The sequence below is a fragment of the Streptococcus oralis genome (assembly GCF_004127215.1).
In the GTDB taxonomy this organism is placed as follows: domain Bacteria; phylum Bacillota; class Bacilli; order Lactobacillales; family Streptococcaceae; genus Streptococcus; species Streptococcus oralis_BD.
Genome location: NZ_QEWJ01000010.1, coordinates 24081 through 39348, shown reverse-complemented (window position 1 = coordinate 39348; position 15268 = coordinate 24081). Strand labels below are relative to the sequence as shown.

12 protein-coding genes are annotated in these 15268 nt (G+C 42.6%); all 12 read left to right on the top strand.

All coding sequences use genetic code 11. The annotated features are described in order from the left end of the window. Positions 1-39: 39 nt before the first annotated feature. Positions 40-402: a holo-ACP synthase gene (gene acpS, locus DF216_RS08020; protein WP_129326507.1), complete on the top strand. Its 363-nt coding sequence runs from the start codon at positions 40-42 to the stop codon at positions 400-402. After that, entirely contained in the window at positions 392-1495 is a 1104-nt protein-coding gene (gene alr / locus DF216_RS08015; protein WP_129326506.1) for an alanine racemase, read from the top strand. Before acpS ends, alr begins: the two co-directional genes overlap by 11 nt. 21 nt (positions 1496-1516) lie before the next feature. Continuing rightward, positions 1517-3532, top strand: coding sequence for an ATP-dependent DNA helicase RecG (recG, locus tag DF216_RS08010; RefSeq protein ID WP_129326505.1), 2016 nt, complete (start codon positions 1517-1519; stop codon positions 3530-3532). Between the two features lie 468 nt (positions 3533-4000). Next, complete coding sequence (locus DF216_RS08000; protein ID WP_129326504.1) at positions 4001-4984, top strand: acetylxylan esterase; 984 nt, start codon at positions 4001-4003, stop codon at positions 4982-4984. A gap of 329 nt (positions 4985-5313) precedes the next feature. Further along, the gene (locus DF216_RS07995; RefSeq protein ID WP_129326503.1) at positions 5314-8493 is read left to right on the top strand and encodes an SIALI-17 repeat-containing surface protein; all 3180 of its coding nucleotides are present in this window, start codon (positions 5314-5316) and stop codon (positions 8491-8493) included. A gap of 244 nt (positions 8494-8737) precedes the next feature. Further along, on the top strand, positions 8738-9436 hold the full coding sequence (locus tag DF216_RS07990; protein WP_057489326.1) for an N-acetylmannosamine-6-phosphate 2-epimerase: 699 nt from the start codon (positions 8738-8740) through the stop codon (positions 9434-9436). A 114-nt stretch (positions 9437-9550) separates the two neighbouring features. After that, the gene (locus DF216_RS07985) at positions 9551-10879 is read left to right on the top strand and encodes an ABC transporter substrate-binding protein (RefSeq protein WP_084945866.1); all 1329 of its coding nucleotides are present in this window, start codon (positions 9551-9553) and stop codon (positions 10877-10879) included. A 218-nt stretch (positions 10880-11097) separates the two neighbouring features. After that, positions 11098-11964 (top strand): carbohydrate ABC transporter permease, encoded by an 867-nt coding sequence (locus tag DF216_RS07980; RefSeq protein WP_162279145.1) that lies wholly within the window; start codon positions 11098-11100, stop codon positions 11962-11964. Between the two features lie 15 nt (positions 11965-11979). Beyond that, complete coding sequence (locus DF216_RS07975) at positions 11980-12819, top strand: carbohydrate ABC transporter permease (protein WP_129326502.1); 840 nt, start codon at positions 11980-11982, stop codon at positions 12817-12819. 227 nt (positions 12820-13046) lie between these two features. Continuing rightward, a complete protein-coding gene (locus DF216_RS07965) occupies positions 13047-13499 on the top strand; it encodes a YhcH/YjgK/YiaL family protein (protein WP_129326501.1) in 453 nt (150 codons plus the stop codon). Between the two features lie 20 nt (positions 13500-13519). Beyond that, positions 13520-14164, top strand: a complete 645-nt coding sequence (locus DF216_RS07960; protein WP_129326500.1) for a YesL family protein — start codon at positions 13520-13522, stop codon at positions 14162-14164. 170 nt (positions 14165-14334) lie between these two features. Then, complete coding sequence (locus DF216_RS07955) at positions 14335-15252, top strand: dihydrodipicolinate synthase family protein (protein ID WP_129326499.1); 918 nt, start codon at positions 14335-14337, stop codon at positions 15250-15252. Positions 15253-15268: the final 16 nt, after the last annotated feature.

Below are 15268 nucleotides of genomic sequence, written 5' to 3'. Positions count from 1 at the left end.
AAGGATGGAGTTGGGGGAATCTCAACTCCTTTTGTGAGAATGATAGTTGGACATGGAATTGACATCGAAGAATTGTCTTCGGTAGAAGGCGCAGTTACACGACATGAAGGATTTGCCAAGCGCGTGCTGACCGCTAAAGAAATGGAGCGTTTTACCAGTCTCAAAGGGCGCAGACAAATCGAATATTTGGCAGGTCGTTGGTCGGCTAAGGAGGCTTTTTCCAAGGCTATGGGGACAGGTATTGGCAAACTGACCTTTCAGGATTTGGAAGTCTTGAACAATGAAAGAGGGGCTCCCTATTTTAGTCAGGCGCCATTTTCAGGAAAGATTTGGCTGTCGATCAGCCATACAGATCAGTTTGTGACAGCCAGTGTCATTTTGGAGGAAAATCATGAAAGCTAGTCCACATAGACCAACCAAGGCTCTCATTCAGCTGGGAGCTATTCGAAAAAATATCCAACAAATGGGGGCTCATATCCCTGAAGGAACGCTCAAGTGGGCAGTGGTCAAGGCCAATGCCTACGGACATGGGGCAGTAGCTGTTGCCACAGCTATCCAAGACGATGTCGACGGCTTTTGCGTTTCCAATATTGATGAAGCTATTGAGTTGCGCCAAGCAGGGATAAACAAGAAAATCCTCATCTTAGGAGTTTCTGAGCTAGAAGCCGTTTCTCTGGCTAAAGAATATGACATCACCTTGACAGTGGCTGGACTGGAGTGGATTCAAGCACTCTTAGCTACTGGTGCTGACCTAGATGGCTTGTCGGTTCACCTTAAGATTGACTCAGGAATGGGACGGATTGGTTTTAGAGAGGTCAGTGAAGCTGATCAAGCTCAGGACTTGCTCAAGAAAGAGGGGGTTCGTATTGAGGGAATCTTTACTCACTTTGCGACTGCAGATGAAGCATCAGATGACTACTTTAATAAGCAGTTAGAACGCTTTAAGACTATTTTAGAAAGTATGAAGGAAGTGCCAGAGCTGGTACATGCTAGCAATTCGGCAACGACTCTTTGGCATGCAGAGACTATTTTCAATGCAGTCCGTATGGGAGATGCTATGTATGGTCTCAATCCTAGCGGAGAGGTCTTGGACTTGCCTTATGATCTGACACCAGCCTTGACCCTGGAGTCTGCCCTAGTCCATGTCAAAACAGTTCCAGCTGGAGCTTGCATGGGCTATGGGGCGACCTATCAGGCGGATAGCGAGCAAGTCATTGCGACGGTACCAATCGGCTATGCGGATGGTTGGACACGAGACATGCAGAATTTCTCCGTCTTGGTAGATGGACAAGCTTGCCCAATCGTTGGCAGGGTTTCGATGGACCAAATCACTATTCGATTGCCTAAGGTTTACCCACTCGGAACCAAGGTAACCTTGATTGGCTCCGACGGAGATAAGGAAATCACTGCTACTCAGGTAGCAGTCTACCGTGGAAGCATTAACTATGAGGTGGTTTGTCTCCTCAGCGATCGCATTCCTAGAGAATATTATTAAAACAAAGAAAGGAGGGGGAGCATGAATCTACACCAACCCTTGCATGTCTTGCCTGGTGTGGGACCAAAGTCGGCAGAGAAGTATGCCAAACTAGGAATTGAAAACTTGCAAGACCTCTTGCTCTACTTTCCTTTCCGATATGAAGATTTCAAGACCAAGCAGGTTCTGGAGCTAGAAGACGGTGAAAAGGCGGTTCTTTCTGGTCAGGTAGTGACTCCTGCTAGTGTCCAGTATTATGGTTTCAAGCGTAATCGCCTGCGCTTTAGTCTCAAGCAGGGAGAAGTTGTTTTTGCGGTGAATTTCTTTAACCAGCCCTATCTAGCAGATAAGATAGAGTTGGGAGCAACGTTGGCTGTTTTTGGCAAATGGGATCGGGCTAAGGCCAGTCTGACTGGGATGAAGGTCCTGGCTCAGGTGGAAGATGACCTCCAGCCTGTCTATCGTCTGGCTCAAGGAATCAGTCAGGCTGCTCTGGTCAAGGTTATCAAGACAGCCTTTGATCAGGGGCTGGACCTCTTGATTGAGGAAAATCTTCCCCAGTCTTTACTGGACAAATACAAACTCATGTCCCGCTGTCAGGCAGTTCGTGCCATGCATTTTCCTAAGGATTTGGCAGAATACAAGCAGGCTCTTCGCCGTATCAAGTTTGAGGAACTCTTTTACTTTCAAATGCAGTTACAGACGCTTAAGTCTGAAAATAGAGTTCAGGGAAGTGGTCTGGTTCTGAACTGGTCTCAGGAAAAAGTAACGGCTGTCAAAGAAAATCTGCCTTTCGCCCTGACTCAAGCTCAGGAAAAGAGTTTACGGGAAATATTGACCGATATGAAGTCCGACCACCACATGAATCGTCTCCTGCAAGGAGATGTGGGGAGCGGGAAAACGGTAGTCGCTGGCTTGGCCATGTTTGCTGCAGTGACGGCTGGCTACCAAGCGGCTCTCATGGTACCGACCGAAATCCTTGCTGAGCAACACTTTGAAAGTCTACAGAGTCTCTTTCCAGACTTGAAACTCGCTCTCTTGACAGGATCCTTGAAAGCTGCAGAAAAAAGAGAAGTCTTGGAGACCATAGCGAAGGGTGAGGCTGATTTGATTATCGGAACCCACGCTCTGATACAAGATGGGGTTGATTATGCTCGCCTTGGTTTGATTATCATCGATGAGCAGCACCGTTTTGGTGTGGGACAAAGGCGGATTTTACGGGAAAAAGGGGACAACCCAGATGTCCTCATGATGACGGCGACGCCCATTCCGCGAACATTGGCTATCACAGCCTTTGGCGATATGGATGTTTCCATTATCGACCAGATGCCTGCGGGTCGGAAACCCATTGTGACACGTTGGATCAAACATGAGCAACTGCCTCAGGTGCTGACTTGGTTAGAAGGAGAAATTCAAAAAGGTTCTCAAGCATACGTCATCTCTCCCTTGATTGAAGAATCAGAAGCTCTGGATCTGAAAAATGCCATTGCCTTATCAGAGGAATTGACGGCTCATTTTGCAGGTAAGGCAGAAGTGGCTCTTCTACATGGTAAGATGAAGAGTGACGATAGAGACCAGATTATGCAGGATTTCAAAGAGAGAAAGACGGATATTCTGGTTTCGACGACGGTTATCGAGGTCGGAGTCAATGTCCCTAATGCGACCGTCATGATTATCATGGATGCTGATCGGTTCGGTCTCAGCCAGCTTCACCAGCTCAGAGGCCGTGTTGGTCGGGGAGACAAGCAGTCCTATGCTGTTCTCGTTGCCAATCCCAAGACCGAGTCTGGAAAAGACCGCATGCGCATCATGACAGAAACCACCAACGGATTTGTCCTTGCTGAGGAAGATTTGAAAATGCGCGGATCGGGTGAGATTTTTGGAACCAGACAGTCAGGACTTCCAGAGTTCCAAGTGGCTGATATCATTGAAGATTTTCCGATTTTAGAAGAAGCTAGAAAGGTTGCCAGCTATATTAGTTCTATGGAAGGTTGGAAAGAGGATCCAGAATGGCGCATGATTGCTCTCCATCTAGAAAAGAGAGAACATCTGGATTAAGCCTTTTCTAAGAAATCTATAAGCTAGCTTTTAGATTTAGGTCTTATACTAGAGTCATCAAAAAGAAACGAGGACTCTCATATGACGATTAAAGTGACCTACCAAAAGAAATTTCAAACCTTCAAACAAGAGAAAGGAGCTAGCACTTATTGATTAACAAAGAGCGGAAACGCTCTTTTTGTTTTAAAACTACTTTCAGACGATAGGTTTGAGTGAGGAGAATCTAAAATCACTATCTATTTATACTCAATGAAAATCAAAGAGCAAACTAGGAAGCTAGCCGCAGGTTGCTCAAAGCACTGCTTTGAGGTTGTAGATAAGACTGACGAAGTCAGTTACATATATAATCCAAGGCGAAGCTGACGTGGTTTGAATTTGATTTTCGAAGAGTATTACCCTTCTTTCTTGCATTGCTTTTCTAGATATGCTACAGTTATGATAGCGATTACAAATCAAAAGGAGCATGCTATGAAAAATCCAGCCTTGCTAGAAGAAATCAAGACTTATAAAGGAAGAGATGAGGTCCCAGAAGACTTTGATGCTTTTTGGGATGAGGAATTGAAAAAAGTTTCAGTCCTTCCTACCTACCAGTTGGAAGAAAAGGATTTCCATATTCCCCAGGTCAAGTGTTATGAGCTGACCTTTGAGGGAAGGAATGAAGGAAGAGTCTATGCACGCATCGTCCTTCCAAAGACTGAGGAGAAAGTTCCGCTAATTTTTCACTTTCATGGATACATGGGACGTGGTTGGGATTGGACTGACATGCTGGCCTATACTGTGGCTGGGTACGGTGTTGTTTCTATGGATGTTCGAGGCCAGTCGGGCTATTCACAAGATGGTTTGCGCTCTCCACTAGGAAATACGGTGAAGGGCCACATTATCCGTGGTGCTGTTGAAGGTCGAGATCAGCTCTTTTATAAGGATGTCTATCTGGATATTTACCAGTTAATCGAAATTGTTGCTAGTCTGCCTCAGGTAGATGAGGAAAGACTTTCTAGTTATGGTGCCTCACAAGGAGGAGCTTTAGCTCTGGTTGCAGCAGCGCTCAATCCTCGGATTCAGCGAACAGTTGCCATCTATCCCTTCTTGTCTGACTTTAGACGAGTGCTTGAGATTGGCAATACCAGTGAAGCTTATGATGAACTCTTCCGTTATTTCAAGTTCCACGATCCCTTCCATGAAACAGAGGAGGAAATCATGGCGACTCTTGCCTATATCGATGTGAAAAATCTTGCCCATCGTATCAAAGGAGAGGTCAGGATGATTACGGGCTTGGATGACGATGTTTGCTATCCCATTACCCAGTTTGCGATTTACAACCGTCTGACCTGTGACAAGTCCTATCGCATCATGCCTGAGTATGCTCACGAAGCCATGAATGTTTTTGTCAATGACCAAGTCTACAACTGGCTCTGTGGCAGTGAGATTCCTTTTTCCTATGTAAAAAAATAACTTTGAGAGGGCACTAGCTCTCTTTTTTATCACAAAACCCTGAAAGTACTTTTTGTAAATTTAAAATATTAAATTATTCTTGAAAGTAAAATCTATTCTATATCAATTTAGCTATAAAGTTCAAAGTTTATTGTATAATGGGGGAAAGGTATTATGCGAAAGGAGGAAACTTTCTGCTGCTTGGTTAGAGAGTAAGAGCAGTGGACGTTTGAAGAATGGGAGGTCTCATTCAGTCGGTTACTTTCTTTTTCCTTGTTTAGTTGGAGGAACTAAAAATTTTAAGAAAAAAAGAAAGCGCTTTATTTACAGAGAATATGAAAGGTTAAAAAATGAAGTATAGGGATTTTGATCGAAAACGACGATATGGCATTAGAAAATTTGCAGTTGGAACAGCTTCTGTACTAATTGGTACAGTTGTATTTGGAGTTTCGCCAGTTTTAGCCCAAGAACAGGGAAATGTAGTAGCGCCAAGTACTGAAAATGTGGAAAAAGGCAAAGACCAATCATCAGAAGAGGTACCCAAAGAAGCTGTAGTAGCAAATGCATCTGATGCTGATAAGAATGTAGTTGGGACTGAACTTGATCAAGATAAGCTCAAGAAGCAGGTAGAAGAAAAGACAGAAAATGCAACGGAAACAACGTTAAAAGAAGAGGAAAAATCAACAGATTCGAATGCTATTCCTCGTGATTATTATTCAAGGGATTTGCAAAATGCCAATCCTGTCCTAGAAAAAGAAGATGTTGAAACCAATGCGTCAAATAGTCAGAGAGTTGATTTATCAAATGAATTAGAAAAACTAAAGAAACTTGAAAACGCAACTGTTCACATGGAGTTTAAGCCCGATGCCAAAGCTCCAGCATTCTATAATCTCTTTTCTGTGTCGAGTGCTACCAAAAAAGATGAGTACTTCACTATGGCAGTCTACAATCAAGTAGCTTTGGTTGAAGGGCGCGGTGCCAAAGGGGAACAGTTCTATGATAAATATACGGATGCTCCTTTACAAGTACGTCCTGGCCAGTGGAATTCGGTGACTTTCACAGTTGAAAAACCGACAGCAGAATTGCCAAAAGGCCGAGTGCGTCTCTACGTGAACGGGGTATTATCTCGAACAAGTCTGAAATCTGGTCATTTCATCAAAGATATGCCAGATGTAACGCATGCTCAAATTGGAGCAACCAAGCGTGGCAGCAATACAGTTTGGGGAAGCAATCTACAAGTTCGAAATCTAACCGTCTATGATCGTGCCTTAAGCCCAGAAGAGGTTCAGACGAGAAGTCAACTATTTGAAAGAGGTGATTTGGAGAAGAAACTTCCAGAAGGTGCGAAAATCTCAGAGAAAGAAGACGTCTTTGAAGGCGGAATGAACAATAAACCAAATAAAGATGGAATCAAGAGTTATCGTATTCCAGCTCTGCTCAAGACAGATAAAGGAACTTTGATCGCAGGTGCGGATGAACGCCGTCTCCATTCGAGTGACTGGGGTGATATCGGTATGGTCATCAGACGTAGTGAAGACAATGGTAAAACTTGGGGAGACCGAGTAACCATTACCAACTTACGTGACAATCCAAAGGCTTCTGACCCATCGATCGGTTCACCAGTGAATATCGATATGACCTTGACTCAAGATCCTGAAACCAAACGCATCTTTGCCATTTATGACATGTTCCCAGAAGGAAAGGGAATCTTTGGAATGTCTTCGCAAAAAGAAGAAGCCTATAAAGAAATTGACGGAAAAACCTATCAAATCCTCTACCGTGAAGGAGAAAAGGGAGCTTATACCATTCGAGAAAATGGTACCGTATACACTCCAGATGGCAAGGCGACAGACTACCGTGTTGTTGTAGATCCTGTTAAATCAGCCTATAGCGATAAGGGTGATCTATACAAGGGTGACCAACTACTAGGCAATATCTACTTCACAACAAACAAAACTTCCCCATTTAGAATTGCCAAGGATAGCTATCTATGGATGTCCTACAGTGATGACGACGGGAAGACATGGTCAGCGCCTCAAGATATTACTCCGATGGTCAAAGCCGATTGGATGAAATTCTTAGGTGTAGGTCCTGGAGTGGGGATTACCCTTCGTACTGGACCACATAAAGGTCGGATTGTCGTTCCTGTCTATACGACTAATCGTACCAACCACCTCAATGGTTCCCAATCATCTCGAATCATCTACTCAGACGATCATGGTAAAACATGGCATATGGGTGGTGGTGTCAATGACAATCGTAAACTTTATGATGGTACAGTGGTTGATTCAAGCACCATGAACAATTATTATGCTCAAAATACCGAGGCTTCAGTTGTTCAGTTAAACAATGGGGATCTCAAACTCTTTATGCGTGGATTGACAGGAGATCTACAGGTTGCAACGAGTCATGATGGTGGTCTAACTTGGGACAATCACGTTGATCGCTACGATGTACCAGATGTTTATGTTCAAATGGCTGCGACTCATACGGTTCAAAATGGTAAAGAGTATATTCTCTTGGCAAATGCGAATGGTCCAGGTCGTAAAAATGGTTATATTCGAGTGGCTCGTGTAGAAGAAGATGGACAGTTGACTTGGTTACACCACCATTTGATTCAAGAAGGCGAGTATGCGTATAACTCACTTCAACAAATTGGGCCAGATGAATTTGGACTTTTATATGAGCACCATGCGCCTGGAGGTGTTCCATATACACTTTCCTTCAAGAAATTCAACTGGGATTTCTTGACCAAGGATTGGATTTCTCCTAAAGAAGCAAAAGTGAAATACGCGATTGAAAAATGGCCAGGTATTCTTGCGATGGAGTTTGATTCGGAAGTATTGGTCAACAAGGCTCCAACCCTTCAATTGGCAAATGGTAAAACAGCACGATTCATGACCCAGTATGATACGAAAACCCTCCTATTTACAGTGAATTCAGAGGATATGGGTCAAAAAGTTACGGGTCTGGCAGAAGGTGCTATTGAAAGTATGCATAATTTACCAGTCTCTGTAGCGGGCACTAAGCTTTCAAATGGAATGAATGGAAGTGAAGCTGCTGTTCATGAAGTGCCAGAATATACAGGCCCATTGGGGACATCCGGCGAAGAGCCAGCTCCGACAGTTGAAAAGCCAGAATTTACAGGCGGAGTTAATGCCGTTGAGGCAGCAGTTCATGAAGTACCAGAGTACACAGGCCCACTAGGTACAGCGGGCGAAGAGGCAGCCCCAACAGTTGAGAAGCCAGAATTTACAGGCGGTGTGAATGCTGTCGAAGCAGCTGTCCATGAAGTCCCTGAGTACAAAGGTGGTGTGAATGCAGCCAATGCAGCTGTACATGAACTCGCAGAATACAAGGGAGCTAATTCGCTTGTGACTCTTGCTACAGAAGATTATACTTACAAAGCTCCTCTTGCTCAGCAGACACTTCCTGATACGGGTAACAAGGAGAGTGGACTCCTTGCCACACTAGGATTCACAGCTTTCTTCCTTGGCTTGTTTGCAATGGGGAAAAAGAGAGAAGAATAAGAGAATAATTTTAATCATTTGGCTTTGTAAAATAGAAGGAGATAGTAGGTTTTTCAGCCTGCTATCTTTTTCTTTCGACTCAAGATGTACTAATAAGAAATTCTAAGAAGTCTGAAACTACTTTCAGGATAGTCTGTTCTATAAAATAGTTTTGAAACTGAAATCTATTCTATCACAAGCTATTGAAAGCGCTTAACAAATGATATATAATAAGCCCATAAGAACAAGAAAGGGAGGAAAGAGGATGCCACAGATTAGCAAAGAAGCCTTGATTGAACAAATCAAAGATGGAATCATTGTCTCTTGCCAGGCACTTCCTCACGAACCGCTTTATACAGAAGCGGGAGGAGTCATTCCCTTGCTAGTCAAAGCGGCTGAGCAAGGTGGAGCAGTCGGTATCCGAGCAAACAGTGTTCGCGATATCAAGGAGATCAAGGAGGTTACGAAACTCCCGATCATCGGGATTATCAAACGTGACTATCCGCCACAGGAGCCTTTCATTACAGCTACGATGAGAGAAGTTGATGAACTGGCTGAACTAGATATCGAGGTGATTGCTCTGGATTGTACCAAACGTGAACGTTACGACGGTTTGAAAATTCAGGACTTTATCCGACAAGTCAAAGAAAAGTATCCACATCAACTCTTAATGGCTGATACTAGCACTTTTGAAGAAGGGATAGCAGCGGTCGAAGCAGGTGTTGATTTTGTTGGAACAACCCTATCAGGCTACACCTCTTATAGTCCCAAAGTAGATGGTCCAGACTTTGAACTGATCAAAAAACTCTGCGATGCCGGTGTGGATGTCATCGCTGAAGGGAAAATTCATACACCAGAACAAGCCAAACAAATCCTTGAATATGGGGTGCGAGGCATCGTTGTTGGCGGTGCTATTACTAGACCAAAAGAGATTACGGAGCGCTTTGTTGCCGGTCTTAAATAACACAATCTCAAAAAAGAGGAGAGTGGTCGATGCGTCGGATAAAATGAAAACGTATACAAATAGAAGCTTACTCACTATCCAATATGGACACGCTTATTAATTAGGAGAATACAAATGAAATTTAGAAAACTAGCTTGTACAGTACTTGCAGGTGCTGCGATTCTTGGTCTTGCTGCTTGTGGGAATTCTGGTGGAAGTAAAGATGCTGGAAAATCAGGAAGCGATAGCGGAAAAACAGAAATCACTTGGTGGGCATTCCCTGTCTTCACACAAGAAAAAACTGGTGACGGTGTTGGAACTTATGAAAAATCAATCATCGAAGCTTTTGAAAAAGCAAATCCAGATGTAAAAGTGAAATTGGAAACCATCGACTTCAAGTCAGGTCCAGAAAAGATTACAACAGCTATCGAAGCAGGAACAGCGCCAGACGTACTCTTTGACGCACCAGGGCGTATCATCCAATACGGTAAAAATGGTAAATTGGCTGAGTTGAACGACCTCTTCACAGACGAATTCGTCAAAGATGTGAACAACGAAAATATCGTACAAGCAAGTAAGGCTGGAGACAAAGCTTACATGTATCCAATCAGTTCAGCTCCATTCTACATGGCTATGAACAAGAAAATGTTGGAAGATGCTGGAGTTGCAAACCTTGTAAAAGAAGGTTGGACAACTGATGACTTTGAAAAAGTTTTGAAAGCGCTTAAAGATAAAGGATATACACCAGGTTCATTGTTCAGTTCTGGTCAAGGGGGAGACCAAGGAACACGTGCCTTCATTGCAAACCTTTATGGCGGTTCTGTAACAGATAAAGATGTAACAAAATATACAACTGACGATCCTAAATTCGTCAAAGGTCTTGAAAAAGCTGCTAGCTGGATCAAAGACGGTTTATTGAACAATGGTTCACAATTTGACGGTGGGGCAGATATCCAAAACTTTGCGAACGGTCAAACTTCATACACAATCCTTTGGGCACCAGCTCAAAACGGTATCCAAGCTAAACTCTTGGAAGCAAGTAAGGTAGACGTGGTAGAAGTACCATTCCCATCAGACTCTGGTAAACCATCTCTTGAATACCTTGTAAACGGATTTGCAGTATTTAACAACAAAGACGACAAGAAAGTCGCAGCAGCTAAGAAATTCGTTCAATTCATCGCAGATGACAAAGAATGGGGTCCTAAAGACGTTGTTCGTACAGGTGCCTTCCCAGTTCGTACATCATTTGGCAAACTTTATGATGACAAACGTATGGAAACAATCAGTGGCTGGACTAAATACTACTCACCATACTACAACACTATCGATGGATTTGCTGAAATGAGAACACTTTGGTTCCCAATGTTGCAATCTGTATCAAATGGTGACGAAAAACCAGCGGATGCTTTGAAAGCCTTCACTGAAAAAGCTAACGAAACAATCAAAAAAGCTACAAAACAATAAGCACTAAGTCAGATTGATTCCCCCTTTTCCCTGTGCACTAAGGTGTAAGAAAAGGGGGACTTTTGTTTGAAATGTAAGGAACTGTCACGAAATTAAAATGAAGTTCTTACATAAGCGAATCTTAAAAAATTTCATTTTGATTTTAAAACAGTTCAAGAAAATCAAAAACTATTCTATTTGAAAGAGAGGTGCCGACTGTGAAAGTCAATAAAATTCGTATGCGGGAAACAGTGATTTCCTACGCTTTCCTAGCACCAGTATTGTTCTTCTTTGTTATCTTTGTCTTGGCTCCTATGATTATGGGATTCATTACAAGTTTCTTCAACTACTCCATGACGAAATTTGAGTTTGTAGGCTTGGACAACTACATTCGCATGTTTAAAGATCCTGTCTTTACCAAGTCTTTGATCAATACCGTTATCCTGGTTATCGGGTCAGTACCAATTGTTGTACTCTTCTCACTCTTTGTAGCATCTCAAACCTATCATCAAAATGCTATTGCTCGATCTTTCTATCGTTTCGTCTTCTTCCTTCCTGTAGTTACAGGTAGTGTGGCCGTAACGGTTGTATGGAAATGGATTTATGACCCCCTATCAGGGATTCTAAACTTTGTCCTTAAGTCAAGCCACATCATCAGCCAAAACATTTCTTGGTTGGGTGATAAAAACTGGGCTTTGCTAGCGATTATGATCATCCTTTTGACAACATCTGTTGGTCAACCGATTATCCTTTATATCGCTGCCATGGGAAATATTGACAATTCACTTGTTGAAGCAGCGCGTGTTGACGGTGCGACTGAGTTTCAAGTGTTCTGGAAGATCAAATGGCCTAGCCTCCTTCCAACAACTCTATACATCGCAATCATTACAACCATCAACTCATTCCAATGTTTCGCCTTGATTCAGCTCTTGACATCTGGTGGTCCAAACTACTCAACAAGTACCTTGATGTACTACCTTTACGAAAAAGCCTTCCAATTAACAGAGTACGGCTATGCAAATACCATCGGTGTCTTCTTGGCAGTGATGATTGCCATTGTCAGCTTTGCTCAATTCAAGATCCTCGGAAACGACGTAGAATACTAAAGAAAGGAGACAGTTATGCAACCTACACAAAAGAAACATTTAACAGCTTTCACTGTTATTTCAACGATTATCTTGCTCTTGTTGACCGTGCTGTTCATCTTTCCATTCTACTGGATTTTGACAGGGGCCTTCAAATCACAACCGGATACCATTATGATTCCACCACAATGGTTCCCTAAAATGCCAACCATGGAAAACTTCCAACAACTCATGGTGCAAAACCCTGCTATGCAGTGGATGTGGAACTCTGTATTTATCTCGCTAGTAACCATGTTCCTAGTTTGTGCAACCTCATCTCTAGCAGGATATGTATTGGCTAAAAAACGATTCTATGGTCAGCGCATTCTCTTTGCAGTCTTTATCGCTGCCATGGCTCTTCCAAAACAGGTTGTCCTTGTACCATTGGTACGTATCGTCAACTTCATGGGAATTCACGATACTCTTTGGGCGGTTATCTTGCCTTTGATTGGATGGCCATTTGGGGTCTTCCTCATGAAACAATTCAGCGAAAACATCCCAACAGAATTGCTTGAATCAGCTAAAATCGACGGTTGTGGTGAAATTCGTACTTTCTGGAGCGTAGCCTTCCCTATTGTGAAGCCAGGATTTGCAGCCCTTGCGATCTTTACCTTCATCAATACTTGGAACGACTACTTTATGCAGTTGGTTATGTTGACTTCACGTCAAAACTTGACTATCTCACTCGGGGTTGCGACCATGCAGGCCGAAATGGCAACCAACTATGGTTTGATCATGGCTGGTGCAGCTCTTGCAGCAGTGCCAATCGTAACAGTCTTCCTTGTCTTCCAAAAATCCTTTACACAAGGTATTACTATGGGAGCTGTTAAAGGATAATACTCTTCGAAAATCAAATTCAGACAAGGTCAGCGTTACCTTGCCATACTTAAGTATTGCTTGTGGTTAGCTTCCTAGTTCATTCTTCCATTTTCATTGAGTATAAGAGAATATAGAGTTATAAGTGTCTACAAAATGTTGGGTATTTGTATGCCATAGAGATTTTGTCAGACACTTATAAACTTAATTTATGATTTTGGTTAACTATCAGAAACGAAGGAAATAGTATGATTTTTGACGATTTAAAAAATATCACCTTTTACAAAGGGATTCATCCCAATTTAGATAAGGCTATCGACTATCTCTATCAGCACCGTAAGGATTCTTTCGAACTCGGTAAGTATGAGATTGACGGGGACAAGGTCTTTCTAGTTGTTCAGGAAAATGTCCTCAATCAAGCTGAAAATGATCAATTTGAGTATCATAAGAACTATGCAGACTTGCATTTGCTGGTAGAAGGACATGAATATTCGAGCTACGGTTCACGTATCAAAGACGAGGCGGTAGCATTCGATGAGGCGAGTGACATTGGTTTTGTTCATTGTCATGAAAAATACCCACTCTTGTTGGGTTATCACAATTTTGCGATTTTCTTTCCAAGAGAACCGCACCAGCCAAATGGCTATGCAGGTATGGAAGAGAAGGTTCGCAAATATCTCTTTAAAATTTTGATTGATTAGAAGAATCAGGAGGAGCAAACATGGCACAAAAAGGAGTAAGCCTGATCAAGGCAGCATTTGATACAGATAACTTTCTCATGCGTTTCAGTGAGAAGGTCTTGGATATCGTGACGGTCAATCTTCTTTTTGTCGTCTCTTGTTTGCCCATCGTGACGATTGGAGTGGCTAAAATCAGCCTCTACCAAACCATGTTTGAGATTAAGAGAAGCAGGCGAGTACCTGTTTTCAGAACCTACCTGAGAGCTTTCAAGCAAAATCTAAAACTGGGTTTTCAGTTAGGTTTGCTGGAGTTGGGCGTTGTTTTGCTGAGTCTTTTAGACCTTTATCTCTTCTGGGGCCAGACAGGTTTACCTTTCCAGATTGTGAAAGCTATTTGTTTGGGGATTCTTATCTTCCTCACTCTGGTGATGCTGGCTAGTTATCCCATCGCTGCGCGCTATGATTTGTCTTGGAAAGAAGTGCTGCAGAAAGGGCTTATCTTGGCAAGTTTTAACTTCCCATGGTTCTTCCTCATGTTAGCTATTCTCTTTCTCATTGTGATGGTTCTTTATCTATCCGCATTCACTCTTCTTTTGGGTGGATCAGCCTTTATCCTCTTTGGTTTTGGTTTGCTAGTCTTTCTCCAAGCAGGTTTGATGGAGAAAATCTTCGCCAAATACCAGTAGGATGGTTTGTTTCTGAAACTACTTTCAATCGTTACAGTTTCTAAAATACAAGTAGAAACTAAAATCTAAGTGTATACAAGATATTGAAAGCGATTTTCACAAGGTGTATACTAAACTTGTAAAAAATAGAACTGCTCTCAGCAGAAAAAAGAAATCTTAGGAGAAAATCTATGTCAGATTTGAAAAAATACGAAGGTGTCATTCCAGCCTTCTACGCATGTTATGATGATCAAGGAGAAGTAAGTCCAGAGCGTACGCGTGCCTTGGTTCAATACTTCATTGATAAGGGAGTTCAAGGTCTCTATGTCAATGGTTCTTCTGGTGAATGTATCTACCAAAGTGTAGAGGACCGCAAGTTGATTTTGGAAGAAGTCATGGCAGTTGCTAAAGGTAAATTGACCATTATCGCTCACGTAGCTTGCAACAATACGAAAGACAGTATGGAACTTGCTCGCCATGCGGAAAGTTTGGGAGTAGATGCTATCGCAACAATCCCACCAATTTACTTCCGTCTGCCTGAGTACTCAGTTGCTAAATACTGGAATGACATTAGTGCTGCAGCACCAAACACAGACTACGTGATTTATAACATTCCTCAATTAGCAGGTGTTGCTTTGACTCCAAGTCTTTACACTGAGATGTTGAAAAATCCTCGTGTTATCGGTGTGAAGAACTCTTCTATGCCAGTTCAAGATATCCAAACCTTTGTTAGCCTTGGTGGAGAAGACCACATCGTCTTTAACGGTCCAGATGAACAGTTCCTTGGTGGACGTCTCATGGGTGCTAAAGCTGGTATCGGTGGTACTTATGGTGCTATGCCAGAACTCTTCTTGAAACTCAATGAGTTGATTGCTGAGAAAGACTTGGAAACAGCTCGTGAATTGCAATACGCTATCAATGCAATCATTGGTAAATTGACTGCTGCTCATGGAAATATGTACGGTGTCATTAAAGAAGTCTTGAAGATCAATGAAGGCTTGAATATTGGTTCAGTTCGTTCGCCATTGACACCAGTAACTGAAGAAGATCATCCAGTTGTAGAAGCAGCTGCACAATTGATTCGAGAAACTAAGGAGCGCTTCCTCTAATCCATAAGGAGGTATT